The 22,959-nt window shown below is 65.3% G+C and carries 24 protein-coding genes and 1 tRNA gene; 9 read left to right on the plus strand and 16 right to left on the minus strand.

Features of this window, described 5'->3' with window-relative positions:
* Window positions 1–3: 3 nt before the first annotated feature.
* Together LG367_RS00530 and mnmG are read right to left on the minus strand one after the other, a co-directional pair.
* Complete coding sequence (locus LG367_RS00530) at window positions 4–837, minus strand: nucleotidyltransferase domain-containing protein (protein ID WP_226467261.1); 834 nt, start codon at window positions 835–837, stop codon at window positions 4–6.
* Window positions 834–2,726: a tRNA uridine-5-carboxymethylaminomethyl(34) synthesis enzyme MnmG gene (gene mnmG / locus LG367_RS00535; RefSeq protein WP_226467262.1), complete on the minus strand. Its 1,893-nt coding sequence runs from the start codon at window positions 2,724–2,726 to the stop codon at window positions 834–836. The genes LG367_RS00530 and mnmG overlap by 4 nt, the downstream gene beginning before the upstream one ends.
* Window positions 2,727–4,038: 1,312 nt before the next feature.
* On the opposite strand from mnmG, the gene LG367_RS00540 reads away from it, so the two are divergent.
* Window positions 4,039–5,004, plus strand: coding sequence for a pyridoxal-phosphate dependent enzyme (locus LG367_RS00540; protein ID WP_226467263.1), 966 nt, complete (start codon window positions 4,039–4,041; stop codon window positions 5,002–5,004).
* Complete coding sequence (locus LG367_RS00545; RefSeq protein WP_226467264.1) at window positions 5,001–5,621, plus strand: YdcF family protein; 621 nt, start codon at window positions 5,001–5,003, stop codon at window positions 5,619–5,621. The genes LG367_RS00540 and LG367_RS00545 overlap by 4 nt, the downstream gene beginning before the upstream one ends.
* Before the next feature lie 138 nt (window positions 5,622–5,759).
* Here LG367_RS00545 and LG367_RS00550 read toward each other — a convergent pair whose 3' ends face one another.
* From LG367_RS00550 to LG367_RS00570, 5 genes are all read right to left on the minus strand, one after another.
* Complete coding sequence (locus LG367_RS00550; RefSeq protein WP_226467265.1) at window positions 5,760–6,341, minus strand: hypothetical protein; 582 nt, start codon at window positions 6,339–6,341, stop codon at window positions 5,760–5,762.
* Between the two features lie 119 nt (window positions 6,342–6,460).
* The gene (locus LG367_RS00555) at window positions 6,461–6,952 is read right to left on the minus strand and encodes a hypothetical protein (RefSeq protein ID WP_226467266.1); all 492 of its coding nucleotides are present in this window, start codon (window positions 6,950–6,952) and stop codon (window positions 6,461–6,463) included.
* Window positions 6,953–6,992: 40 nt separating this feature from the next.
* Entirely contained in the window at window positions 6,993–8,072 is a 1,080-nt protein-coding gene (locus LG367_RS00560) for a C2 family cysteine protease (protein ID WP_226467267.1), read from the minus strand.
* Window positions 8,073–8,144: 72 nt separating this feature from the next.
* On the minus strand, window positions 8,145–8,696 hold the full coding sequence (locus LG367_RS00565) for a hypothetical protein (RefSeq protein WP_226467268.1): 552 nt from the start codon (window positions 8,694–8,696) through the stop codon (window positions 8,145–8,147).
* The gene (locus LG367_RS00570) at window positions 8,689–9,795 is read right to left on the minus strand and encodes a C2 family cysteine protease (RefSeq protein ID WP_226467269.1); all 1,107 of its coding nucleotides are present in this window, start codon (window positions 9,793–9,795) and stop codon (window positions 8,689–8,691) included. The genes LG367_RS00565 and LG367_RS00570 overlap by 8 nt, the downstream gene beginning before the upstream one ends.
* Window positions 9,796–9,923: 128 nt before the next feature.
* Here LG367_RS00570 and LG367_RS00575 point away from each other — a divergent pair, with 128 nt between their 5' ends.
* Window positions 9,924–10,553, plus strand: coding sequence for a hypothetical protein (locus LG367_RS00575; RefSeq protein ID WP_226467270.1), 630 nt, complete (start codon window positions 9,924–9,926; stop codon window positions 10,551–10,553).
* A 63-nt stretch (window positions 10,554–10,616) separates the two neighbouring features.
* Here the strand turns inward: LG367_RS00575 and bioC are convergent, their stop codons facing one another.
* The 6 genes from bioC to bioB all read right to left on the minus strand — a co-directional run bounded on the left by bioC (window position 10,617) and on the right by bioB (window position 15,619).
* Window positions 10,617–11,519, minus strand: a complete 903-nt coding sequence (gene bioC, locus LG367_RS00580; RefSeq protein WP_226467271.1) for a malonyl-ACP O-methyltransferase BioC — start codon at window positions 11,517–11,519, stop codon at window positions 10,617–10,619.
* Window positions 11,516–12,334, minus strand: coding sequence for a pimeloyl-ACP methyl ester esterase BioH (bioH, locus tag LG367_RS00585; protein ID WP_226467272.1), 819 nt, complete (start codon window positions 12,332–12,334; stop codon window positions 11,516–11,518). The genes bioC and bioH overlap by 4 nt, the downstream gene beginning before the upstream one ends.
* Window positions 12,331–12,711 (minus strand): DUF7079 family protein, encoded by a 381-nt coding sequence (locus LG367_RS00590; protein ID WP_226467273.1) that lies wholly within the window; start codon window positions 12,709–12,711, stop codon window positions 12,331–12,333. The genes bioH and LG367_RS00590 overlap by 4 nt, the downstream gene beginning before the upstream one ends.
* Before the next feature lie 7 nt (window positions 12,712–12,718).
* Window positions 12,719–13,123, minus strand: coding sequence for an ACT domain-containing protein (locus tag LG367_RS00595; RefSeq protein WP_226467274.1), 405 nt, complete (start codon window positions 13,121–13,123; stop codon window positions 12,719–12,721).
* The gene (bioF, locus tag LG367_RS00600) at window positions 13,107–14,384 is read right to left on the minus strand and encodes an 8-amino-7-oxononanoate synthase (protein ID WP_226467275.1); all 1,278 of its coding nucleotides are present in this window, start codon (window positions 14,382–14,384) and stop codon (window positions 13,107–13,109) included. The genes LG367_RS00595 and bioF overlap by 17 nt, the downstream gene beginning before the upstream one ends.
* A 98-nt stretch (window positions 14,385–14,482) precedes the next feature.
* Window positions 14,483–15,619, minus strand: coding sequence for a biotin synthase BioB (gene bioB, locus LG367_RS00605; protein WP_226467276.1), 1,137 nt, complete (start codon window positions 15,617–15,619; stop codon window positions 14,483–14,485).
* Window positions 15,620–15,822: 203 nt separating this feature from the next.
* Here bioB and LG367_RS00610 point away from each other — a divergent pair, with 203 nt between their 5' ends.
* From LG367_RS00610 to LG367_RS00625, 4 genes are all read left to right on the plus strand, one after another.
* Window positions 15,823–16,224: an MbcA/ParS/Xre antitoxin family protein gene (locus LG367_RS00610; protein WP_226467277.1), complete on the plus strand. Its 402-nt coding sequence runs from the start codon at window positions 15,823–15,825 to the stop codon at window positions 16,222–16,224.
* Window positions 16,225–16,908 carry an RES family NAD+ phosphorylase gene (locus LG367_RS00615; RefSeq protein WP_226467278.1) on the plus strand — a complete coding sequence of 228 codons (684 nt, stop codon included), beginning with the start codon at window positions 16,225–16,227 and terminating at the stop codon, window positions 16,906–16,908.
* 118 nt (window positions 16,909–17,026) lie between these two features.
* Window positions 17,027–17,779, plus strand: coding sequence for a ComF family protein (locus LG367_RS00620; RefSeq protein WP_226467279.1), 753 nt, complete (start codon window positions 17,027–17,029; stop codon window positions 17,777–17,779).
* A gap of 119 nt (window positions 17,780–17,898) precedes the next feature.
* Entirely contained in the window at window positions 17,899–19,305 is a 1,407-nt protein-coding gene (locus LG367_RS00625; protein ID WP_226467280.1) for a peptidoglycan DD-metalloendopeptidase family protein, read from the plus strand.
* A 48-nt stretch (window positions 19,306–19,353) separates the two neighbouring features.
* On the opposite strand, the gene LG367_RS00630 is transcribed toward LG367_RS00625, so the two are convergent.
* The gene (locus tag LG367_RS00630; protein WP_226467281.1) at window positions 19,354–20,781 is read right to left on the minus strand and encodes a short-chain fatty acid transporter; all 1,428 of its coding nucleotides are present in this window, start codon (window positions 20,779–20,781) and stop codon (window positions 19,354–19,356) included.
* 80 nt (window positions 20,782–20,861) lie between these two features.
* Window positions 20,862–21,782 carry a 4-hydroxybenzoate octaprenyltransferase gene (ubiA, locus tag LG367_RS00635; RefSeq protein WP_226467282.1) on the minus strand — a complete coding sequence of 307 codons (921 nt, stop codon included), beginning with the start codon at window positions 21,780–21,782 and terminating at the stop codon, window positions 20,862–20,864.
* Between the two features lie 58 nt (window positions 21,783–21,840).
* On the opposite strand from ubiA, the gene LG367_RS00640 reads away from it, so the two are divergent.
* Together LG367_RS00640 and LG367_RS00645 are read left to right on the plus strand one after the other, a co-directional pair.
* Window positions 21,841–21,917 (plus strand) — tRNA-Arg (locus LG367_RS00640).
* A 325-nt stretch (window positions 21,918–22,242) separates the two neighbouring features.
* Window positions 22,243–22,644 (plus strand): H-NS histone family protein, encoded by a 402-nt coding sequence (locus LG367_RS00645; protein ID WP_226467283.1) that lies wholly within the window; start codon window positions 22,243–22,245, stop codon window positions 22,642–22,644.
* Window positions 22,645–22,689: 45 nt separating this feature from the next.
* Here LG367_RS00645 and LG367_RS00650 read toward each other — a convergent pair whose 3' ends face one another.
* Complete coding sequence (locus LG367_RS00650; RefSeq protein ID WP_226467284.1) at window positions 22,690–22,935, minus strand: hypothetical protein; 246 nt, start codon at window positions 22,933–22,935, stop codon at window positions 22,690–22,692.
* Window positions 22,936–22,959 lie beyond the last annotated feature (24 nt).

Here is a 22,959-nt window from a genome sequence, read left to right on the forward strand (position 1 = left end):
CGACTAAGACTGTGCTGACAACACGCGACGCAAGAACGCATCCAGCTCATCCGGGTGGCCGATCGTGCCGCTCAATTTGGGCGAAGCAGTATCGAGTTCCGCCAGCGTCTTCTCGAGAAAATCGCTGATCTCGGGAATTCTCGGGCCGTCCGCGACTTCGGCGCTGCGGCGTTTGACTTCCAGCAACCGGTCTATCGCATCCCTGAGCGGACCTGTCGGTAACAGGCGCTCCAGCAATTCCTCGAACGCCATTGGTGGTGGCTCGGTGGACTGCTGTATCCATAGACAGGCCAAGGCTGGCCGCAATGCATACAGGTATTTCTTGATACTGACGCGCTCCCTGCGCAGATAAACGCGAAACGTCCCTTTCGCCATGCTCAGATAGTGGTACCAAGCGCCCGTCGGCGAATAAAAGCGCTCCGCAAGCTGCTTGAGCTCTTTCGCCCACACATCGTCCCCCCGATAGACGATGGGCGAACGCAGCCACTCATTGAGCGTCGGATTGGATTTCGACAGCAATCGCAGTGCTTTTCGGAGGTCCCATCCGCTGACGTCGAGTTCGGCGTCGATCGGCAACTCGATGACATCCCGCTGCGGCTGCCCGGGACGGGTTCTCTCGTTGACAGTGAGATACCAATCACGCTGATGCACGTAGACGAAGCGCGCGTCGTAATCGCTGTCGGGGGAGGAGAATCCCCAGCCGCGGCTTCCGGATTCGCAGGCGAACAGCACGCGTACGTCGTGCGTGCGCTCGATGCCTTCCAATGCCGCCAATACAGCCTGGCGTTTTTCTGGCGCGATCGGATGGATGGTGTCGGAACCAGCCGCCTCGCTCATGCCACCTGCGCCCGACGCGCACGGGTGAGATGCACCAGCAGCAACGAAATCGCCGCCGGCGTCATGCCGGGAATGCGCTGCGCCTGGCCGATGGTCTGTGGGCGCACGCGTTCGAGTTTCTGCTGCACTTCGGCGGAGAGGCCGCGCACGAGGGCGTAGTCGAAGTCCGTGGGGATCGCGGTGTCTTCATGGCGCTGCTGGCGCGCGATTTCCTCGCGCTGTCGATTCAGATAGCCCGAGTATTTGGCTTCGATCTCCACCTGCTCGGCGACGGCGGCATCCTCGACCGCGGGCGCGAAGGCGGAGACCGTCATCAGCTTGGTGTAATCGAGTTCGGGACGGCGCAGCAGGTCGAGCACATTGGTCTCGCGATTGAGTTCGATGCCGAGCGTGGCCACCGCTTCGCGACCGGCGACGTTGTTGGGCGCCGCCCACAAACCGCGCAGGCGCTGCGTTTCGGCGGCGACGGCATCGCGCTTGCGCGCGAAGGCACTCCAGCGCGCTTCGTCGACCAGGCCGAGTTCGCGACCGGTTTCGGTGAGACGCAGGTCGGCGTTGTCCTCGCGCAGCTGCAATCGGTATTCGGCGCGCGAGGTGAACATGCGATACGGCTCGTTGGTGCCGTGGGTGATCAGATCGTCGATCAACACACCGATGTAGGCCTGATCGCGGCGCGGCGACCAGGCTTCCTGATCCTGCGCATGGCGCGCGGCGTTCAGGCCGGCGATCAGGCCCTGCGCGGCGGCTTCTTCGTAGCCGGTGGTGCCGTTGATTTGGCCGGCGAAGAACAGGCCGTTCACGGCCTTCGTTTCCAGCGAGGCCTTCAAGCCACGCGGATCGAAGAAGTCGTATTCGATGGCGTAGCCGGCACGCGTGAGGTGCGCATGTTCGAAACCACGGATCGAGCGCACCAGTTCCAGCTGCACATCGAACGGCAGCGAGGTGGAGATGCCGTTGGGATAAATTTCCGCCACGTCCAGCCCTTCCGGCTCGACGAAGATCTGGTGGCTGGCCTTGTCGGCGAAGCGCACCACCTTGTCCTCGATCGAGGGGCAGTAACGCGGGCCGATGCCTTCGATCTGGCCGCTGTACAACGGCGAGCGATGCAGGGCGCCGCGGATGATCTCGTGGGTGCGTTCGGTGGTGTGGGTGATCCAGCACGAGACCTGACGCGGGTGGTCGGCGGTGCTGCCCAGGAAGGAGAACACAGGACGCGGATCGTCACCCGGCTGTTCGGCCATCGCCGAATAGTCGAGGGTACGGCCGTCGATGCGCGGCGGCGTGCCGGTCTTCAAACGGTCGATGACGAATGCCGGGCGTTCGCGCAGCCTGGCCGCCAGCGTCGCGGCCGGCGGATCACCGGCACGGCCGGCGGCGTACTGGGTTTCGCCGACGTGAATCTTGCCGGCGAGGAAGGTGCCGGCGGTGAGCACCACCGCAGGCGCCTCGAAGCGCAGGCCGGTCTGGGTGATGGCGCCACGCACGGCGTCGCCGTCGATGATCAAATCGTCGACAGCGGACTGGAAGATGGTGAGATTCGATTGCGACTCCACCGCGCGACGGATGTAGCCGCGATAGAGATTGCGATCGGCCTGACAGCGCGTGGCGCGCACGGCCGGCCCCTTAGAGGCATTCAGGCGCCGCCACTGGATGCCGGCGGCATCCGCGGCCTTGGCCATGACGCCGCCGAGCGCGTCGATCTCCTTCACCAGGTGACCCTTGCCGATGCCGCCGATGGCCGGATTGCAGCTCATCGCACCCACCGTCTCGATGTTGTGGGTGAGCAGCAGCGTGCGGCTGCCGGCGCGCGCGGAGGCGAGCGCCGCTTCGGTGCCGGCGTGACCGCCGCCGATCACGATGACGTCGTAATGATGGAAAGAGTTCTTCATGTCAGTGACCAAAACGGCGCCCGTGTGAAGGCGCCGTCGGGAATTCTATTCGCTTCGCACGAAATGGACCCAATACGTCAGAAGTTGGCACGCTTCCTGCGTGCTTTATCGATGCACCCGGTGTGGCAAGCGCACAAGGGGGCGCTGGCTGGGAATGGAACAGGGCCGGCCACGCGCACACTGGGGTAGCCACGGGGGCCGAATGTCGGGGGACATTCGGCCCCCATTCTTTTGCGCGCTGCCCTAGCAAGGGGTTGACCGCGCGCAGGCCTGCGGAAGGCCTTCCTGGCGTCAGTCCGAGGAGAGGCGCCGACGCCCGACGGGGAGCGGAACAGGGGGGATCCGGATTACCCCGCCGGGAGTCGACATAGATTGACCCGATTGCGTCCAAACCCGACGCTGTCGGTCACAGACGTGTAGCTTGCGACCATCCGGCCGCGGAAGCAAGCATCCTCAGCGCTCGAGATCGCGACCACGGTCTCGGAGTTGAATTCTGGGAGCCGCTCTAGGCGCGGCTGGCGGCCGTGGAGCGGCCTGAGGCGGCGCTACGGGACGCGGACGCTCGATCCCGGGCATGGGGCGGCTCGGCATGGGACGACCGATCCCGTTCGAGACCGGCGGACGGTCCCCGCCCCGCCAAGGGGTGGGGCGCGACATGATCGGTGCCTGGCGGAACCCGTCCGACCCGCCCGGGCGCACCGGACTCCCCGGCAACGGCGGACGGACGCTCGGCGGCAGCTGCCCCGAACTGGGCGGCCGGATCGGGCGGACGCCACGGTTCGGCGGCAACGGGTTGCTCATGATCGGTCCCGGGCGCGAGGTCGTCGGTGGCGGGCGGTCAGGTCGATGCGGACGGTGGTGGCGCCAGTAGTACGGTGGGTAGTAATACGACGGATAGCCGTAGTAACTGGGATAGCCGTAGTAGCCCCATCCCCGCGGGTAATAGCCGTAGCCGATGCTGCCGTAGGGCGCGCCGCCGTAGTAGTAATCGTCGTAGCCGTAGTACTCGACGGAGGGGCGGCCGTAGTAATAGTCGCCCGCGCCGCTACGGTAACCGTAGTCGGTGACGCAGCCGCTGAGTGCAGCGGTGGCGAGCAGGGCGAGGGAAATTCGGCGAAGCATGGCACGTCCCCTGTGGACAACTGCGGCCAGCATCGTCTTCCCGTTTTGAATCCGTGCTTAATTGAACCGGTTCGGCACCGATTCGCGACACGGTGTTCCAGGCCACGACAGATTCCAGCGAACGTGGGTTCATCTGCGCGCCGCATCCGACATCTGGACAGGCCACGCGGGCAGACGCCAAGCTGGATGCATGGACCCCACGACACTCACCTATCCCGATCTGCTCGCGGCGGCGGCGCGCATCGCCGGGCATGCGCACGTCACGCCGGTGCTGCGCAGCGCTTCGCTCGACGCGATCGCCGGCGCCACGTTGTCATTCAAGGCCGAACACCTGCAGCGCGCCGGCGCCTTCAAGTTCCGCGGCGCCTGCAACGCGGTGTGGTCGCTGTCCGATGCGCAGGCCGCGCGCGGCGTGGTGACGCATTCTTCCGGCAACCACGGCGGCGCGCTGGCGCTGGCGGCGCGCACGCGCGGCATTCCCTGTCACGTGGTGGTGCCCGAAGGCGCGGTGCAGGCCAAGCTGGCGGCGATCGAAGCCTACGGCGCGATCCTGCATCGCTGCGCGCCGGGCATCGCTGCGCGCGAGACCGAATGCACGCGTGTGCAGACGGAAACCGGCGCCGAACTCGTGCATCCCTACACCGATGCGCGCGTGATCGCGGGACAGGGCACGGCGGCTTTGGAATTGTTCAACGCTGGCGGACCCTTCGATGCATTGGTGGTTCCCGTCGGTGGCGGCGGTCTCGCGTCGGGCACCGCGCTGGCGCTGGCCGCGGTGTCGCCACGGACGCGGCTGTTCCTGGCCGAACCGGCCGGCGCCGCCGAGACCGCGGCATCGCTTCGAAGCAGCGAGCGCGTCGTCGATTTCGTGCCCGACACGATCTGCGACGGCTTGCGCGGCACGCTCGGCGCGCCGAATTTCTCGCTGCTGCGCGCGGCGCAGGCAGAGGTGCTCGTTGTCGACGACGCCGCGACCACGGCCGCGATGCGCCTGCTATGGCAGCGCACGAAACAGCTGGTGGAGCCTTCCTCGGCGATCACGCTGGCCGCGGTACTCGCGAATCGCGAACGCTTCGCGGGGCAACAGGTCGGCCTGATTCTCTCGGGCGGCAACGTCGATCTCGATGCCTTGCCGTGGTCCGTCGCCACGGCATGAAACCGAAGCGTTCGCTAGCGCGTCATCTGTTCGGCTTCCTGCAGAAACTGGTGGCGCTGGCCGTGCTGTGGCTGGTCGGCGTCGCGGTATGGATCATCTATGTCGGCGAACGCGATCAGGCCGCGGATGCCGGCGTGCATGCCGATGCGATCGTGGTGCTGGGCGCGGCCGCCTACGATGCCGTGCCCTCGCCCGTGCTGGCCTCGCGCGTGGACCACGGCATCGCGCTGTATCGCGCGGGCAATGCGCCCACGCTGATCTTCACCGGTGGTTTCGGCACCGGTGCGCGTTTTGCCGAATCGGAAGTGTCGCGCCGCTACGCGATCAAGCACGGCGTGCCCGCGAACGCGATCCTGATCGAGAAGCGCTCGCGCACCACCTATACCAATCTGATCGAAACCCGCGCACTGATGCGCGAGCATGGTCTGCATCGCGCGATCATCGTCAGCGATCCGCTGCACATGGCGCGCGCCCTGCGCCTATGCCACGAACTCGGCATCGACGCGCTCGGATCGCCCACGCCGAGCAGCCGCTTCCGCAGCTTCCGCACGCGCTGGCAGTTCCTGTTGCGCGAGGTTTACTTCTTCCATCGCGATCTGTTCACGGACAAGCGCTAGGGCGTCCTCGATCCGGAGAAAGCAATTTCCGATCGTCATTCCCGCGTAGGCGGGAATCCATGGACTTTGCTTCCAAGTGCTCAACGTCCTTGGATTCCCGCCTACGCGGGAATGACGAGCAAAAAACTTCCAAGCAGCTCACTTCGGCGCGAGTTGCTGCAGCCCTTCGTTGAGCATCAGGCGCGTCGCCGCGGCACGCTGCGGCAACGGCACGTCCTTGAGCGCATCGAGCATCCAGCCGAAAGAGCGACAGCGCGCATCGCGGCTGGCCGGATCGGCGCCGGTGGCGGCCATGCCGAGCATGAAATCGTCGTGCAGCAGCATCGCCGTGACGCCGGCTTGCTTGAGCGTCTTGGTGGCAGCCGCGGCGTCGTAGGACTGGCGCGGCGCCTGCAAGCCGACGGCGGCGATGTTGAGCAGGGCGGTGCCGAAGCGCTCGCGGCTGGCTTGTCCGAGCCGATTGGCGGTGGCGGCCAGCGACTCGAAGCTGCGATCGGCGTGCGGATCGAACAACGCGCACAAGGTCGATGCGTCGCGCGGCGATTGCGAGGCCTGGTGCGCGGCCTGGAACAGGTCATCGATGGCGCTGTCCGGCGCGCGCATCAGCACGTCGCCGGCACTGGCCAGGATCGCGGTAGGGTCGACCTGCGAGAGATCGACCACGTAATTCTGCGCGGCGACGGTCACCGGGACCGTGCACGCAACCAACAGAGCCCCCATCCTTCGCAAGGATTTCCGCATCGCCGCGACGCTCGTATCGACTGAAGACACGGCGAGTCTACGCAGAACTCGATGAACGCACTTCGGCCGGCGCCGCGCCGAGTGCGTGGCGCCTCCGCTTACAGTTTTTCCACTTCCAGGTAGGCGTAGAGCACGCTGCCGTCGGGCAGCGGCTGATAGGCCATGGTGACGCCGATGTAGCGCGGCCGCAGCGTGCCGACCTTCCACACATCGACCGCGGTGAAACCGGGGATGTCCGGCTCGCCGTGCTCGTCGTATTCCGGCGAACCGCCCATCTTGTCCTGAACGTGATTGCTCACGAACTTGTCCAGGATCACCCACTTGGCCGGCGCCGGATAGACGAAGAAGCGCTGTCCCACGACCCGGTACTTGCCCTGCCAGTGCTGTTCCAGCGCCTGGATCAATGCGGTCTTCTGTTCGGTGTACTGGCCTTCACCGATCGGGTTGCCCGCCGAGAAGAGAGGGATTTCATCAATCAACATGGTGGTGTCCTTTGCCGTCGTACAACCTGCCGCGCTCAGCAGCAGGGCTATCGCGATGCTCTGGCAGAAGAAGATCTTCCGGCAGAAAAGCAACGGGGAACGGGTCATCTCAACTCCTCGAGCGCCCGGCATGTGATGCGCAGCTTGTTCACATACGCATCGCCGGTGTGGTTTGCGCCGGTGCCGGCTCGGCAGGCTTCACTTCCGCCGCCGCCTGCTGCTGGTCGGCCTGCGCGCGACCATCCGCGACGAACGCCTGCGCGTCGGCCGAGGCGGCCAGCGTCTTCATCGATTCCCGCATCGCGGCCGGATTGTCCAGGCTCGCCAGCATGGCATCGACGTGACGATCGCCGGTCGTCGCCTGTGCAAGGGTCGGCTTCTCGGTCGGCTTGGGTCCGATATCGAACATCTCCAGGCCACCGCCGTCGACGATGTCCTTCAGCTTCACCGTGATGCTCGCATTGGGCGTGTCGTGGCCTTCGCCGACACCCGCGTTGCTGGCCCAGGGATTGCGGACCTGCACCTGCACATCGCCGTTGGTGTCCTTGTAGATCTTCTCGACCATGTAGACGTGGTTGTCGACGAGGCCGTCCTGCGGCGCATCCGTGCCGACCAGGCCGAAGAGGCTCGAGGTCTTTTCCGGGTCCGTGGACAGCGAGACCGGGCGATGCTCCTTCATGGCGCCGTCGATCTTCTTCAGCGCTTCGTCCATGCCCATGCTGTCGATGCTGGAGGCACTGACGGTTTCACTCTTGAGGCCGGTGAGCGCGAAGTTGGCGTTGTAGGACTTGCCGCCTTCGATCGCGTCGAAGCCTTCCTTCAGGCCGTCCTTCGGATCGCTGTCGTGCATCTTGGCGAAGGCGGTTTCCATCACCGCCGGCCAGATCGGGCCGTTGGTGCCGGGATTGTTGTCGACCGTGCTGCCGCCGCCGCGCTTGAGGTTGTATTCGAGCTCGGCCTGCGTCACTTCGATCTTGACCGGTTTGACCTCGGTGCCGAACAAGCCGAGCGGCCCGGTGCCCTCTTCCTTGTACAGCGTGACGGTGAAGGTGTTCTTGTCGGCGTTGTACTGGATCGCGTTCTCGACGCGGCTGGGCTGCTGTTCGGCCAGCGCGCCGAGCGGCGCCACGAAATAACAGTCGCCGATCGAATCCTGGTTGATGTCCGACATGCGGGGATGTCCGGACGTGCCGTACAGGGTTTTGTCGGTAAAACGGGGCTCTGCCATCGTTGCTCTCCTTAGTCTTGGTGTTTGGGTGATGACGGCGCGAATCGATCCTGAATGCGCACGGGGTGGATTTTAATCTTTTTCGACGTCGAAATACCCGAACAGGGTACCGCCATTCGGGAGGGCCGTGTCGGCCATCGCCACGGCGACGCGGTGAGTGCGGAACGTGCCGATCTTCCAGACCACCGCCGCGGACACGCCGGGGAGGTTCTGCTCGTCGTATTCACGCTTGCCGCCGAGCTTGTCCTGCACGTGGTTGTCCACGAACTTGTCCAGCACCACCCACTTGGCCGGCGCCGTGTAGACGAACAGGCGCTGGCCGGTGATGCGGTACTTGCCCTGCCACTGCCGGCTCAAGGCGTCGACGAACGCGGCCTGCTGCTCGGCATGGTCCTGCGCGGACACCGGCTGCGCTGCAGAGAAGGGCGGGATTTCGTTAATCGACATGGTGTCCTCTGCTGCTGGTGTGCAGCCTGCCGCGCACAGCAGCAGGAGCATCATGATGTTTCTTGCGAAGAATAGCCTGAAGAAAAATGGTTTGAGCCCGATCGCGGCGTTGCTCTGACCGATGTTCCGCGCAAGGCACGGAACCTCGGGAAGGAAACGCCGCGCGGCTTCAGGCATGCCGCATCGGGCTGCGCGTCACGTCCTGCGTCGCTTCGTCCGGCTGTCGTGTCAGCGCGGCTTGCTGCTCGCGGTTCTGCTGTTCCTGGAACTGCTCACGCCCGCTGGCGGCGAACTGCTGGCCCGCGGGCGAGGACGCCAGGTTCTGCATGGACTGCTTCAGCCCCGCCGGATCGCTCAGGCTCGCCAGCATCGTGTCGACCTGCGGGTCGCCGGTCTTCACGTCCGCCTGCGCGAGAGTGGGCTTCTGCGAGGGCGCCGGACCGATGTCGAAACGGCCCAGGCCGCCGCCGTCCATGATGTCCTTCAGCTTGACGGTGAAGCTCGCATTGGGCGTGTCGTGACCTTCGCCGATGCCCATGTTGGTGCCCCAGGGATTGCGCACCTGCACCTGCACGTCGCCGTTCTTGTCCTTGTAGACCTTCTCGACCATGTAGGCGTGGTTGTCGGCGAGGCCGTCCTGCGGCGCGTCCTTGCCGATCAGGCCGAAGAAGCTGGCGGTGTTTTCCGGCTTCGTGGACAGCATGACCGGGCGATGGCCCGCCAGCGCGTCGCTGAGCTTCTTGTGAGCGGCTTCGGTGCCCATGTCCTGCACGTCGGAGGCCATCACCGTCTCGCCCTTCACGCCGGTGAGCGTGAACAACGCATCGCGCGGCCAACCGCCGTGGCGGATCGCTTCGAAGCCTTCTTCCAGCCCGTTCTTCGCGTCGGAGTCGTGCATCTTGGCGAAGGCGGTTTCCATGACAGCCGGCCAAATCGGGCCGTTGGTGCCTGGATTGTTGTCGACCGTGCTGCCGCCCTGACGCTTGATGTTGTATTCGAGCTCGGCCTGCGTCACTTCGATGCTGACCGGCTTGGTCACCTTGTCTCCCAGCCCCAGGAAACCGGTGCTCTCTTCCTTGTACAGGGTGACAGTGAAGGTGCCCTTGTCGGCGTTGTATTTGATCGCGTTTTCAAGCCGCCCCGGCTGCTGTTCGGCCAGCGAGCCGAGCGGGGAAACGAAGTAGCAGTCACCGAGCTTATCCTGCTCGATGTCCGCCGAGCGCGGGTGTCCACTCGCGCCATAGAGGGTTTTATCGGTAAAACGGGGCTCTGCCATCGTTACTCTCCTTAGTCTCTGGATGGTGGCGGCGGAATCTACTCCGGTTAACTGCCGGAAACAACCGGTTTTCTCGGACTTTGGAATGAATACCGGATAATCTCGGCACCCGGACCGAGGGACTGGCGATGGATCAAGAATTTTCGACACTTGTAGAAACTGCCAAGCGGCTGGCCCTGCTGGCGGAAACCCTGGAACGGCGCTCGGAAGCGACGGTCCAGGAACACAAACAGGCGGTGTCGGCGCTGGAGGAGGCGATTTACCAGATTCGCCACGATGTTGACCAAGTGGTCAGCAATGCCGGTTCCCGGGTGTCCCAGCTGGTGCAGGAAGGCATGGATTCGGCCATGACCGAGGGCACGGCCAAGTACGATCAGGCCATCACCGCCGCCTCGTCCAAGCTGGGCAGCGCGAGCAAGGCCATGGCCGAAAGCCAGGAAACCGCTGCCGCGCATGTGCGGCGGCTGATCTGGCTGGCGTATGCCGCCGTCGGCGGTGTGCTGGTGCTGTTGCTGCTCGGCGGCGGCCTGCTGACCTGGTTTCAGTGGCAGCAGTATCACGAGGTACGCGAACGCGCCGCGGCGGTGCGCATACAGGCGGAAGTGCTCGAGGCTTATTCGCGCGTGGGCATCACCTCCTGCGGCGGGCGTCCTTGCGTGAAACTGGATACACAATCGCCGCATTGGGGTCGCGATGGTGAATATGTTCTGCTGGATACCAATACCGGCGATAAAAAATCCGCGCCGCCGAAAAATTAGATGACGATATTCTTCCGCGAATATCGCAAGCGAAAATTCGTCAGCGATATTCGCGTGACATGATCAGCGCCGACGCACCGGAATCCCGGACGCCGGCACCGACACCACGTCATATCCGCCTTCGCGAATCGGCGCGCCCGGTTGCGGCGCCCAGGCCTGGGCGTAGATCACTTCCCAGGTCGCGGGCAGGCGGCCGTCATCGGTGCGCATCTCGTCGTAGGCGGCGCTCGCTTTGGCGAAGCGCGATTTCCCGGTGAGCGTATGCCGGCGCGTGGTCAACGCGTTGGTGGCGCCGATCGCGCGCAGTTCGCGCATCAGCGCCGGCAAATCATCATAGCCGTTGACGAAGTCGTCACGATCGAGCACCGGATTGCGGAAGCCGGCGTGCATGAGCGCATCGCCGAACTCCGCGATCGAAGCGAATGGACTGACATGCGGCACAGCATCGGCCTGGGCGAAAGCCTCGCGCAGTTCGTACAGCGTGTCCGGTCCGAAGGTGGAGCACAGCAGTAGCCCATCGGGCTTGAGCACGCGACGGAAGCCCGCGAATACGGCACCGAGGTCATCGACCCATTGCAGGCACAGATTGCAGAACAGCACGTCGACGCTACCATCGGCCAGCGGTAGCGCGCGCGCATCGGCGTTGATGCGGTCGATGGGTTTCTGCAAGCGAAGGCTCGATTCCAGCATGCCCCAGCCACGTGGCTTCGCCTGTTGCAACATCGGCAAGGCGAGATCGATCGCGATCACGCGCGCGCGCGACCAGCGCTTGCGCATGTGCGTGGCCGCGCGTGCGGGGCCGCAGCCGAGGTCGACGACGACGTCCGGGACGCGATCGTCGAGATAATCGAGCGATTCGAGCAATCGGTTCTCGACCTCGTGCTGCAGCTGCGCGGCCGCGTCGTAACTGGCAGAGGCGCGCGAGAAAGCGCGGCGGACGTGGCGGTGGTCGAAGACGTCGTTCATGCCACACTTGATTCCATGCTGTTGCCCGCCGTGGCGCGCAAGAATTCTTCGATCAGCGCCGCGACTTCATCGGCTTGAGTGAGGAACGGCGCATGTCCGCCATGCTCGATCTGCACGAAACGGGCACGCGGCGCGAGCACTGTCGCTTCGCGCATCGCGCGCGGATCGACGAGACGATCGCGACGGCCGGCGATCCACAGATTCGGCTGCGACAGTCGCGGCAGTTCCGCGCGCAGATCGGCGGTTTCCAGCAATTCGAGCCCATCGGCCAGGATGTGCGCCGCGGGCTCGCCGCGCGTGAACAATTCCGCGCGCAGCGCGCGCAGTTCACCCTTGGCGTCGGTGGAACCGAATGCCTCGAGCGCGACGAAGCGATCGAGCGTGCCGCGATAATCCTCGCGCAGACCGGTGGCGAAATCGCGGAAGATCTCCGGCGACATGCCGTAACGCCAGCTATCGCCGGATGTTTCCTCCCCGCGCACGAAACGCGGGCTCGCGCACAGCATCACCAGTGCCGGCACCGAAGCCGCGCGCGTGGCCGCGGCATGCAGCGCCATCAGGCCGCCCAGCGACCAGCCGCACCAGGGCGCCACGGGCACCTGCTCGGAGATTGCGGCGACGCAATCTTCCGGCGTCAACGGCACCGCGCTGTCGCGGCTGTTCCCATGCCCCGGCAGATCGACGATGTGCAACGTGTGGTGCGCGCGCAAACGCGCGACCAGCGGCGCGAACACGCCACCGTGCATCGCCCATCCGTGCAACAGCACCAGCGGCGGACCTTCGCCTGTGATTTCGATGGATAGAGCCGTACTCATGTCGATGTCCGCGCCGCGATCACCAACGGCTCCAGCTTGTTCCACTGCGCCCGGACGAAACCACGCATCGCCGGATACACATGCAGCCATCGCAGCCACGCCGGTTGCGACAGACGCTGCACGATCCTCGTGGAAAGCACGCCCTCATCGAAGCCAGCCCACTCGCCGGCGACCGAAAGCAGGTTGAAACACACCACCGGATGCACCTCGTCCTGCAGGATGTCCCGCAGCGTTTCAAGGGAATAGGGTGAACTCGCCAATGCGTCGGCGATGCTCGGATAATGCGCCTCGTTGTCGAGATACAACTCCGAGAATGCAAGCCAGACCTTGCGCCGGACGGCGAGTTCGCTCTGATCGAATGACGGGCGCGACTGCATGGAAGAATCAGGCCGTGCCGTGCTGCTGCAATTTCGCCAGGGCCGCCAAGGCTTCGTCGCGGCGTTCGGAAGGCACCAGCAGATGATCGTGATGAAAACCGGCGAGCACATTGCAAGGAATGCCGCGCGCGGCCAGCGCCGCCGACACCGCCGCGGTCAAGCCGACGGCGTGCAGCGCGGAATGCACACCAAGCGTGAGCCAGGCGGCGCGAAAATCGTAGGGCAATCCGTGCGCGTCGGCATCGGCGCGCGACAGCACGTAGGCGATGCCCTCTTCCTCCCGCACGCTCGCCTGTGCCAGCGATGCCAGCGTTGCATCCGCGTCGGCGCGCGTCACGAAGACGTATTCGCCTTCGCGCACGCGCACCTGCAACCCGGCCAGCATGCGGGCGAGATCAGTTTCTGGCGCCATCGTGTTCCGTGTGTTCGGCGATCCCGCGGTGCGCGGGCGCGGAAGCGTCGCCGCTGATGTCGACGCCGCGAACCTCATCGTTGGCGCGCGCCAGCGCTTCGACCAAGCCTTCGATGTCGGCGGTGGTATGCAGCGCGGACAAGGCGACACGCAGGCGCGCGCGGCCTTCCGGCACCGTGGGCGGACGGATCGCGGCCACCCAATATCCTTGCGTTTCCAATGCCTGCGCCATCGCGACGGCGCGGACATCGCTGCCGCACAGCAGCGGCTGGATCGGCGTGTCGGAAGGCAGCAGTTCTAGGCCGTGCCTGGTGGCCAGACGGCGGAAGTGCGCGATGCCCGTTTGCAGCTTGTCGCGGCGCCAGTGTTCGGTGCGCGCGAGTTTCACGGCCGCCAGCGACGCCGCCGCCTGCGCTGGCGGCAGAGACGTGGTGTAGATGTAAGGGCGGGCGGTTTCGGCCAGATGCTCGATCACGTCCTGCGCGCCCAGCACCGCCGCGCCGTAACCGCCGAGCGCCTTGCCGAGCGTGGCCAGTTGCAGCACGCCGGTATTGCCCGAGGACAGTTTCGCGTCGGCGACGCTGCCGCGTCCGTCCGGGCCGAGCACGCCGATGCCATGCGCGTCATCGACGTACAGCAAGGCGCGTTGCGTGCGCGCCACCAGCGACAGTTCGCGCAGCGGTGCGACATCGCCATCCATGCTGAAGACGCCATCGGTGACCAGCATCGCCGCGCCTTCCGGCACCGTGCGCAGCTGTCGCAGCGCGCCTTCGGCATCGAGGTGCGGATAGCGGCGCATCCGGCAGCCCGACAGGCGCGCGGCATCGATCAAGCTGGCGTGATTGAGGCGATCCTGCACACAGACATCGTCCTCGCCGAGCAGCGCCTGCAGCACGCCGAGATTGGCGGTGTAGCCGCTGCCGAACAGCAGCGCGCGCGGCGCGCCGATCCAGTCGGCCAGTTCGCGTTCCAGCGCCTCGTGCAGTGCGTGATGGCCGCAGACCAGATGCGAGGCGGTGCCGCCGGCGCCGTGGCGTGAAGCGGCTTCCTGCAACGCGTTCACCACCGCGAAGTGTTGCGAGAGTCCGAGGTAATCGTTGCTGCAGAAATTCACCAGCCAGCGCGACTTGCCATCGCGATCGAGCACTTCGCAGCGCACGCCGTCGCGGCGCGCCACCGTGCGGCGAACGCGCTGACGGCCGGCGTCGATGCGCTGCGCGCGCGCCTGGGCAATGCGGGTGTGCAGGTCTGGCCGCGGCATGGTCGGATCGGCTGGCTGAGCGGGAAAGGTCAGTGTGTCATTCCGGCCGTGACAGGGAGTTGTTCACGGTCGTAATTCGGAAGGCGCGACGCCGTCGGTCATGCCGCGTGGGGGCGCGCCTCCGGCTCCTGGCCATTGGGGTCCAGGATATCGAGCTCCAGTATCTCCGCATGCACCGTGCCGGCATGGTCGTGGCCGTCCGCATCCACGGTCACCTGCATCGGCCGCAGGCCGAGGCGTGCGAACAGGGCCAGATCGCGCTCGGTGTCCGGATTCCCGGTGGTCAACAGCTTCTCGCCGTAGAAGATCGAGTTGGCGCCGGCGGCGAAGCACAGTGCCTGCAGCTCGTCGCTCATGGTTTCGCGGCCGGCCGACAGGCGCACCATCGACTTCGGCATCAGGATGCGGGCGATCGCGATCGTGCGCACGAACTCGAACGGATCGAGGGCTGCCACGTTTCCGTGCAGCGGCGTGCCTTCCACCTGCACGAGGCGGTTGATCGGCACCGAATCCGGATGCGCCGGCAGCGTCGCCAACGTCTGCAGCAATCCGGCGCGCTGGCGACGCGACTCGCCCATGCCGACGATGCCGCCGCAGCAGGTCTTCATGCCGGCGTCGCGCACGTGCGAGAGGGTGTCGAGACGATCCTGCATCTCGCGGGTGTGGATGATCGAACCGTAGTACTCGGGATCGGTGTCGATGTTGTGGTTGTAGTAGTCCAGGCCAGCGTCCTTCAACGCGCCCGCCTGTTCCTGGCTCAGCATGCCGAGCGTGGCGCAGGTCTCCAGACCCAGCGCCTTCACCTCGCGGATCATCGCCGCGACCTTGGGGATGTCGCGATCCTTCGGCGAACGCCAGGCCGCGCCCATGCAGAAGCGCGAGGCGCCGGCCGCCTTGGCCTGGCGCGCCTTCTCCAGCACGGTCTCCGTGCTCATCAGCTTCTGCGCCTCGACACCGGTGTGGTAGCGCTGCGCCTGCGGGCAGTAGGCGCAGTCCTCCGGGCAGCCGCCGGTCTTCACCGAGAGCAGCGTGCTGACCTGCACCTCGGCCGGGTCGAAGTGCTGGCGGTGCACCGACGCCGCGCGGTGCAGCAGTTCGGTGAAGGGCAGATCGAACAGGGCTTCGACTTCGGCGCGGGTCCAGTCGTGGCGCAGCGCGCCAGCGTCGCGGTGAATCGCGTCGCCCTGTGGCGATTCGATGGGATCGTGGCTGCTGGCGGCTTCGATGGCTGGCATGGGTTGGCGAGGCGACGGAACGAAGCCGGAAGTCTGGGAAGCGGGAATGGGCCTGTCAACCTGAATGGACCTGTTGAAGTTGACATCCCTGTGCCGTGGCCCGCCCCACGCCCTTCGAAGCAGGGCCGAGGGCCACTTGCAAAAAGTCCCTATTGGGACTATAAGTGCAACAGAGTGCTCATTTGGCACTTTTGGAGGATCGCATGAATGCCAACGCCGTCCACCTCTCCCTGCCAGCTCGCCGCGACCTGGCCGGACCGGCCCTGAAGGCGTTCTTCAACATCGCCGATCGCTGGCGGCTGAGCGCCGAGCAGGAACGGCGATTGCTCGGCAGTCCCGGCCGATCGACGTTCTTCCGCTGGAAGCGCGATCGTGCCGGCTCGGTGCCCGCCGACGTGCTCGAGCGGATCAGCTATCTGCTGGGCATCTACAAGGCCCTCCACATTCTCTTCCCGAACGACGATCAGGCCGATGCCTGGGTGCGTCGCTCCAACACGGCGCCGCTGTTCGGCGGCACGACCGCGCTGGATCGTATGCTCGGCGGCCGCGTGTCGGATTTGTATGTGGTGCGCGAATATCTCGATGCGGAGCGAGGCTGGAACTGAATGGCGATTCCAGTCTCCGCCGTCGCCTGGCGGCCGAGCCATCGCATCGTGTCCAGTCGTTTTCCGGCGGTGGGTGTCTTCGACACCATCGCCGATCCCGAAGACATGGAGGCGCTCTACGAACTGGAGAGCATGACCAACCCGCGTCTTCGCGAGGCCTGGGGAGAAATCAGTCTGGTGCCGGCGAATCGTCGCATCGTCGGTCCCGGCACCACACCGATCATGGCGGCGTTCACGCATCCGCATCGCGACGGATCGCGCTTCACCGACGGCACCTACGGCGTGTATTACGCGGCGCTGGAACGGGATACCGCCATCGGCGAGACCGTCCACCATCGCAAGCGCTTCCTGGCCTACACGCAGGAACCCGCCTGCGTTCTGGAGATGCGTTGCTATCTCGCCGACATCGCGGGTGATTTCCACGATATCCGCGGCGGCTGGCCGGAACTCCACGACCCCGACAGCTACGTGGCCAGCCAGCGCACTGCCGTCGAGCTGCGCATCGGCGGCAGCAATGGGCTGGTGTACAACAGTGTCCGGAAAGCGGGAGGCCAATGCGTCGCGGTCTTTTATCCGGACCTGATCGCGCCGGCACGGCAAGGGCCGCATCTGATGTATTACTGGAACGGCGAAACGATCACGCATGTGACGGTGGGGACCGAGGTGGTGAGGCCCACCGCCTGACACGGACAGTTTTCTCGCTCGATTTTTTCACTGGATGTCCGAATGCGGAGTTCTCCGACACGCGGCCGTCGAGTGCTCCGACAGACACCGTGATGTCGTGTCGGCACTCTGGGGGACCATGTCCCTCGCCAACACATTGCACAGTTGTTTCCGGCTGGAAGGCGGCTTCGTCGGCGCTTTGCACCGCCTGTGGCCCGCGCATTGCCTGGTCTGCCGCGAACCCGCACGCTCCGGCCGTGATCTGTGCGCGGCCTGTACGGACGCCCTGCCCTGGAACCGGCAAGCTTGTCCGCACTGCGCGATTCCCTTGCCATCGCCCACCGATGTCTCCGCTCGGATATCGACATGCGGCGACTGCCTGCGACATCCGCCACCGCTGCATGCCGCACGAACCGCATGCCGCTACGATTTCCCGCTCGACCGCCTGTTGCCGCGCTTCAAGTTCCACGGCGACCTCGCCGCCGGCCGCCTGCTCGCGCAGCTCATGCACGAGGCGTTCGCGCAGGCCGAAAGACCGGATGCACTGATCGCCATCCCGCTGCATCGCACACGTCTGCGCCAACGCGGTTACGACCAGGCGCTGGAGCTGGCGAAGCCATTAGCTCACGCGCTGCGATTGCCGCTGCGGCCTGATCTCCTCGTCCGCCACCGCGACACCGCGCCGCAATCGCGACTCGACGCGGTGCAACGCCGGCGCAATCTGCGCCGCGCCTTCACCGTCAACACGAAGTCCGAACTGCCGGCGCACGTCACCCTGATCGACGACGTCATGACCACCGGTGCCACGCTGCACGCCGCCGCGCATGCTTTGCAACGCGCCGGCGTCGCGCGCGTGGACGCCTGGGTCTGCGCGCGCGTGCCGGCTCCCTGATCGAAACCGATGTCAGGTTTCTTCCGGTTCCTTCGATCTCCCTGATGCCCGCCTGCGCACGGAAGCGATCCGCATGCGCGCAAGCGATTCCGGATCCCGACAAGTCAAGAGAGACTTCCATGTCCGCATACAAATCTTCCTCCGTCCTCGCCTGCGCGGGTGTCTGCGCGCTGGCGCTATCGAGCCAGGCCGCGGCCATCGACCGCTCGCAGGGCGTGTACCGCATTCCCTACACCAACGGCACCGAGGTCGAAGTCAGCAACGACCACATCGATCACGATCCGCCGGGACGCATCGACATGCATGGTGAGAGCGGCGGTCCGTACAAGATCGTGGCCGCCGCCGACGGCGTCGTGCGCTTCGTCGTCGACGGCTTCAACAAACGCCTGGACTGCGATGGTCTCGCCGCCAGCGAGAAAAAGAACAACTACGTCTGGATCGAACATCCCAACGGCGAGTGGACCAAGTACACGCACATGCGCAAGGGCTCGTCCAGCAACAAGGCCAAGCTGTTCGTGGGCAAGTCGGTCAAGACCGGCGACTATCTCGGCGACGAGGGCGAGGTTGGCTGCGCCAGCGGCGAGCACCTGCACTTCGAGGTCGGCGTGCCCAAGAACAGCACCGCGATCACCACGGTCGGCGGCTATCTCACCGACAACACGGGGAGCAAGCGCAATCGCATTCCGCGCATCTGCGGCATCTCCGGCGGCATCTTCGTCAGCGACGAAAGCTACACCGCGCGCAAAGTGCCCGGCCGCATCGAACCCGGATCCAGCGAAGTGGCGCGTCATGGCGTGCCGGCGCGCGACTACCAGTGCCTGTTCGATCAGGCCGTCATCGGCGGCTACATGCCCGACTGGATCGACGGTTTCGACGTCGACGGCAAGATCTACTACAACGTGGTCTTCCGCCCGAACACGGGCGTCGCCTGGCAGGCGTTCCACGGCCTGACCGCCACGCAATATCAGCAGCGTTTCGACGAATACACCGACAAGGGCTATCGCCCGTATCTGGTCGAAAGCTATCGCGGCGACGACGGCGTGCGCTATGCCGCGATCTTTCGCAAGCAGTCCGGTCCTTCGTATTCGGCGTATCACGGGCTGACGGCCGCGGAGCATCAGAACCGCATGGACACACTCAGCGAAAGCGGTTTCCGGCCGCGCAACGTCTCGGTCGTGTCCGTCGGCGGCCAGCGCCGTTACACCGCGCTGTACGAGAAGACGGACATCGGCAGCTGGCAATCGAAATCGCAGATGACCGCGAGCCAGTATCAGCAGCTGTTCGACACCAATGCGCAGGCCGGCCGCCAGGTGGTCTATCTCAACGCCTATCGCCACGATGGCCAGGCGTACTACTCGGCGATCTGGAGTTCGAAGGCGAGCGGCGCATGGAGAGCGCGCCACGGCCTCACCAGCGCGCAGTATCAGAACGAATGGGAAAGCGCGACCGGCGCGGGCCTGTCGACTCGCAACGTCACCGCCTATGGACAAGGCGACAGCGCGCGCTACGCCGGGATCTGGCGCTGACCCCAAAACCCCGCAGCGTTACGCGCCGGCTGCGGGGTTTGGCCTTGCCTAGGGCATGACCGGCGGCTGGTAGGTCAGCGTCAACCCCAGCAGCCATAGCAATCCCAGCACCAGCGGGATATGCACCAGCAACTGCAGGAAAGTGAAACCGACGATGTCGCGCGCCTTCAACCCCAGCACGCCCAGCAGCGGCAGCATCCAGAACGGATTGATCAGGTTCGGCAGCGCCTCGGCCGCGTTGTAGATCTGCACCGCCCAACCCAGATGTACCTTCAATTCGTTGGCCGCCTGCATCACGTAGGGCGCCTCGATGATCCACTTGCCGCCGCCCGAAGGTACGAAGAAACCGAGCACCGCCGAGTACGTTCCCATCACGATGGCGAACGTATCGGTGGAAGCGACATGCACGAACAGGCTGGACAATCGGTGCGCCAACGTTTGTCCGTCACTGCCCGCCGCCTTGGTCAACATCAGCGCGATGCCGCCGTAGAGCGGGAACTGGATCAGCACACCGGTCGTGCTCGGCACGGCCTTCGCCACCGCGTCGAGGAAGCTGCGCGGCCGCCAGTGCAGCAGCAACCCGAGCGAGAGGAACAGAAAGTTGTAGGTGTTGAGACTGGCGATGGCCACCACCGCCGGCTTGGACGCGAATTCCGAGAACAGCCAGCCGAAGGCGAGCAGCGACAGCAGCACGGTCAGCAGCGGGCTGTATTCCAGCCATTCGCCGGGCCGGCTACGCGGCGGCAAGGTGTGGGCGCGATCGGCGCCGACATCAATGAACTCCGCCGCCTTGCGCGCCGCGCCGCCCGAAGGAGCAGTGAGGAAGGCGATCAGCAACGACACCGCGATCAGCACCGCCGTCAACGCGATCGACTGCCACAGCAGGATCGTCTGCGAGAACGGCAACACGCCGGTGATCTCGACCAACCCCGGCGGCATGCTCGCCGGATTGGCCTGCAACTGCGCCGCCGAGGACGACAACCCCATCGCCCAGACCGCGCCGAGGCCGAGATACGCGGCGGCGCCTGCGGCGCGATAGTCCATGTCCAACTCTTCGCGGCGCGCCAGCGCCCTCACCAGCAGACCGCCGAACACCAGCGAGAAACCCCAGCTCAACAACGAGGTCAACATGCTCACCAAACCGACGTAGCACACCGCGCCGCGTCCCGTGCGCGGCGCGCGCGCGAGGAAGTCGATGAAACGCGCCATCACCGGCGCCGTCGCCACCACATAACCGCCGATCACCACGAACGCCATCTGCATGGTGAAGGGGATCAGGCTCCAGAACCCTTCGCCGAACGTCGCCGCCGTCGTCTTCGGCCCGGCACCCGCCGCCATCGCGCACACGGCCACGACCACCACGCCGAGCACGGCGAAGACATAGGCATCGGGAAACCAGCGTTCGGCGAACGCGGCGCAGCGCAACGCGGCACGCACGGGCCAGGACTGAGGGGCGGAACGCACGGCGTCGTTCATGGACCGATCTCCGGCATGAAAGTCGGCATTGTGGCGGCGTTGCCGCCGCCGCGGCAGCTATCCCTTGGTCTAGGCCGGCGCTAGGCCCCGGCTCCCAGCAGATAATCGAGCGCGATGCCCGCGAAGATCGCCAGCCCCACCCAATGATTGTGCAGGAACGCGCGGAAGCAGGCCTCGCGATCGCGATGACGCACCAGCACGAACTCGTACACGACCAGTGCAGCGGCGACGGCGAGACCGGTCCAGTAATACACCCCTAGTTCCGCGCGCCAGCCCACCAACGCCAGCGCCAGGAACACCAGCGCGTACAGCACGCCCTGGATGACCAGATCGAACCTGCCGAACAGGATCGCCGTCGACTTCGCGCCCGCGCGCAGATCGTCCTCGCGATCCACCATCGCATACCAGGTGTCGTAAGCCGTCGACCACAAGATGTTGGCCGCGTACAACACCCACGCCACCGCCGGCACCGTTCCCTGCACCGCCGCGAACGCCATCGGAATGCCCCAGCCGAACGACATCCCGAGATAGACCTGCGGCAGATGCGTGTAACGCTTCAGATACGGATAGCTCGCGGCCAGGAACACACCGACGAAACTCATCCAGATCGTCAGCCGGTTCATCGTCAGCACCAGCGCAAACGCCGCCAGCATCAGCACCGCGAACACCGCCAGCGCCTCGCGCCCGCGCACCGCGCCGGTCGCCAGCGGACGCCCGCGCGTGCGCTCGACCTGCGGATCCAGCCAACGATCGGCGTAATCATTGATCACGCACCCGGCCGAGCGCGTCAGCCACACCCCGGCGCTAAACACGAACAGCGTCCACAGCGGCGGAATCCCGCCCGCGGCGATCCACAGCCCCCACCAGGTCGGCCACAACAGCAGCAGCCACCCGATCGGGCGGTCACCGCGCACCAGTTTCCAGTACTGGCCCAGCCGTTCGCGCCAGCGCGGCTGCGCCAAAGAGGGCTGCGACAAGGGGAGATGACGTTCTTGGGGCATCCCATTAGCGTACGCGACTCGCGCCGCGACGCACGATCGTGGACAATAGCCGACCCGCGCGCCCGTAGCTCAGCCGGATAGAGTAGTGGCTTCCGAAGCCATTGGTCGGGGGTTCGAATCCCTCCGGGCGCGCCAGTTCTTCCGTTCCGCACCGCTCCCCAGCTTTGACGGTGACGCCGAAATCCCCCTTTGTTTGCGGCCTTTCCGGCATACGTCCTTGGTATCCGCCATTGCGTCGTCGAGGCACATTCGGCCCCGTTTTCGCTCTCTCCTCCCCGTTTTTCTCCGCCCCCTTGGACTGCGTACCAAGCGATGCATTTTTTCGGCCCTTCCCGATCAAAGGCTTAGGCCTGGTGCGGAGAGAGCGGTGTTTCGCGATCCATGACGCCAAATTGGCGATCAAGCCGCCAACGCGCGACAATGTCGCGGTATATACCCGCACCCATCTAAGAAGACCTGCATGACTGGTAAAAACCACACGAGCCTGGATGCCATTGCTGAAGCCAAAGCCAAGTTGGCTGAAGAGTTGCGAAAACTGGACGAGCAGGAGACCCAGCTTCGCGAGCAACAAGCAGCGGATGCCTTCACTCAGATCACCACGCTGCTTCGGGGGTTTGGTACGCATTTCAGCGCAAAGCAGAAACAGGAAATTTCCGGTCTGCTCGGGACGGATAAGCCGAAGGCGAAGAATGCTGCAGCCGGCAAAGAAGTCGCGCCGAAGTATTGGCTGCCGCATTCCGGAGATACCTGGACGGGACGTGGCCGTCCTCCCAAAGCCTTCACCATTTGGGAAGGCAGTGCCTCCTACAAGGAATGGAAGGCCAAGCATCCGAATGAGAAGTTCCCCGCCTACCCAGGCTGACCAGGCCGCCGCTCCGTCGGCCTGATTGCTCCCCGCTGTAGCCGATCACCTCGCGCTGGGCTTCTTCTTATCGACCGTCTTACGTAGCACCTCGACGGCCTTCGCCTGCTCTTCCTTGGGCAACTGCGCGATCACCAGGCACGCCTCCAGCAGCGGGGCGTTCTTCGCCAGATCGGCGACCGCACGTGCCAGCTTCTTCTGCTTCCCCGTCCCGGCTTGGCTCAGGGCCAGGATGGCGTCGGCCACCGCCAGCGGTGGGCCCAAAGGCACAACGCTGTCTCCGTTGCGCATTCAGTGAATTCGGAATTTTCCGAC

It is taken from the genome of Luteimonas panaciterrae (assembly GCF_020511115.1).
GTDB classification, from domain to species: domain Bacteria; phylum Pseudomonadota; class Gammaproteobacteria; order Xanthomonadales; family Xanthomonadaceae; genus Luteimonas; species Luteimonas panaciterrae.

What these genes read in the sequence shown, in the direction of transcription:
- bioC (WP_226467271.1), bottom strand. Translation starts at nt 11,519, where the DNA reads ATGAACGACGTCTTCGACCACCGCCACGTCCGCCGCGCTTTCTCGCGC.
- LG367_RS00615 (WP_226467278.1), top strand. Translation starts at nt 16,225, where the DNA reads ATGGCGATTCCAGTCTCCGCCGTCGCCTGGCGGCCGAGCCATCGCATC.
- mnmG (WP_226467262.1), bottom strand. Translation starts at nt 2,726, where the DNA reads ATGAAGAACTCTTTCCATCATTACGACGTCATCGTGATCGGCGGCGGT.
- LG367_RS00560 (WP_226467267.1), bottom strand. Translation starts at nt 8,072, where the DNA reads ATGGCAGAGCCCCGTTTTACCGACAAAACCCTGTACGGCACGTCCGGA.
- LG367_RS00530 (WP_226467261.1), bottom strand. Translation starts at nt 837, where the DNA reads ATGAGCGAGGCGGCTGGTTCCGACACCATCCATCCGATCGCGCCAGAA.
- LG367_RS00555 (WP_226467266.1), bottom strand. Translation starts at nt 6,952, where the DNA reads ATGACCCGTTCCCCGTTGCTTTTCTGCCGGAAGATCTTCTTCTGCCAG.
- LG367_RS00625 (WP_226467280.1), top strand. Translation starts at nt 17,899, where the DNA reads ATGTCCGCATACAAATCTTCCTCCGTCCTCGCCTGCGCGGGTGTCTGC.
- LG367_RS00575 (WP_226467270.1), top strand. Translation starts at nt 9,924, where the DNA reads ATGGATCAAGAATTTTCGACACTTGTAGAAACTGCCAAGCGGCTGGCC.
- LG367_RS00545 (WP_226467264.1), top strand. Translation starts at nt 5,001, where the DNA reads ATGAAACCGAAGCGTTCGCTAGCGCGTCATCTGTTCGGCTTCCTGCAG.
- LG367_RS00630 (WP_226467281.1), bottom strand. Translation starts at nt 20,781, where the DNA reads ATGAACGACGCCGTGCGTTCCGCCCCTCAGTCCTGGCCCGTGCGTGCC.
- bioF (WP_226467275.1), bottom strand. Translation starts at nt 14,384, where the DNA reads ATGCCGCGGCCAGACCTGCACACCCGCATTGCCCAGGCGCGCGCGCAG.
- LG367_RS00590 (WP_226467273.1), bottom strand. Translation starts at nt 12,711, where the DNA reads ATGCAGTCGCGCCCGTCATTCGATCAGAGCGAACTCGCCGTCCGGCGC.
- bioB (WP_226467276.1), bottom strand. Translation starts at nt 15,619, where the DNA reads ATGCCAGCCATCGAAGCCGCCAGCAGCCACGATCCCATCGAATCGCCA.
- ubiA (WP_226467282.1), bottom strand. Translation starts at nt 21,782, where the DNA reads ATGCCCCAAGAACGTCATCTCCCCTTGTCGCAGCCCTCTTTGGCGCAG.
- LG367_RS00620 (WP_226467279.1), top strand. Translation starts at nt 17,027, where the DNA reads ATGTCCCTCGCCAACACATTGCACAGTTGTTTCCGGCTGGAAGGCGGC.
- LG367_RS00565 (WP_226467268.1), bottom strand. Translation starts at nt 8,696, where the DNA reads ATGCCTGAAGCCGCGCGGCGTTTCCTTCCCGAGGTTCCGTGCCTTGCG.
- LG367_RS00595 (WP_226467274.1), bottom strand. Translation starts at nt 13,123, where the DNA reads ATGGCGCCAGAAACTGATCTCGCCCGCATGCTGGCCGGGTTGCAGGTG.
- LG367_RS00540 (WP_226467263.1), top strand. Translation starts at nt 4,039, where the DNA reads ATGGACCCCACGACACTCACCTATCCCGATCTGCTCGCGGCGGCGGCG.
- LG367_RS00550 (WP_226467265.1), bottom strand. Translation starts at nt 6,341, where the DNA reads ATGGGGGCTCTGTTGGTTGCGTGCACGGTCCCGGTGACCGTCGCCGCG.
- LG367_RS00610 (WP_226467277.1), top strand. Translation starts at nt 15,823, where the DNA reads ATGAATGCCAACGCCGTCCACCTCTCCCTGCCAGCTCGCCGCGACCTG.
- LG367_RS00650 (WP_226467284.1), bottom strand. Translation starts at nt 22,935, where the DNA reads ATGCGCAACGGAGACAGCGTTGTGCCTTTGGGCCCACCGCTGGCGGTG.
- bioH (WP_226467272.1), bottom strand. Translation starts at nt 12,334, where the DNA reads ATGAGTACGGCTCTATCCATCGAAATCACAGGCGAAGGTCCGCCGCTG.
- LG367_RS00570 (WP_226467269.1), bottom strand. Translation starts at nt 9,795, where the DNA reads ATGGCAGAGCCCCGTTTTACCGATAAAACCCTCTATGGCGCGAGTGGA.
- LG367_RS00645 (WP_226467283.1), top strand. Translation starts at nt 22,243, where the DNA reads ATGACTGGTAAAAACCACACGAGCCTGGATGCCATTGCTGAAGCCAAA.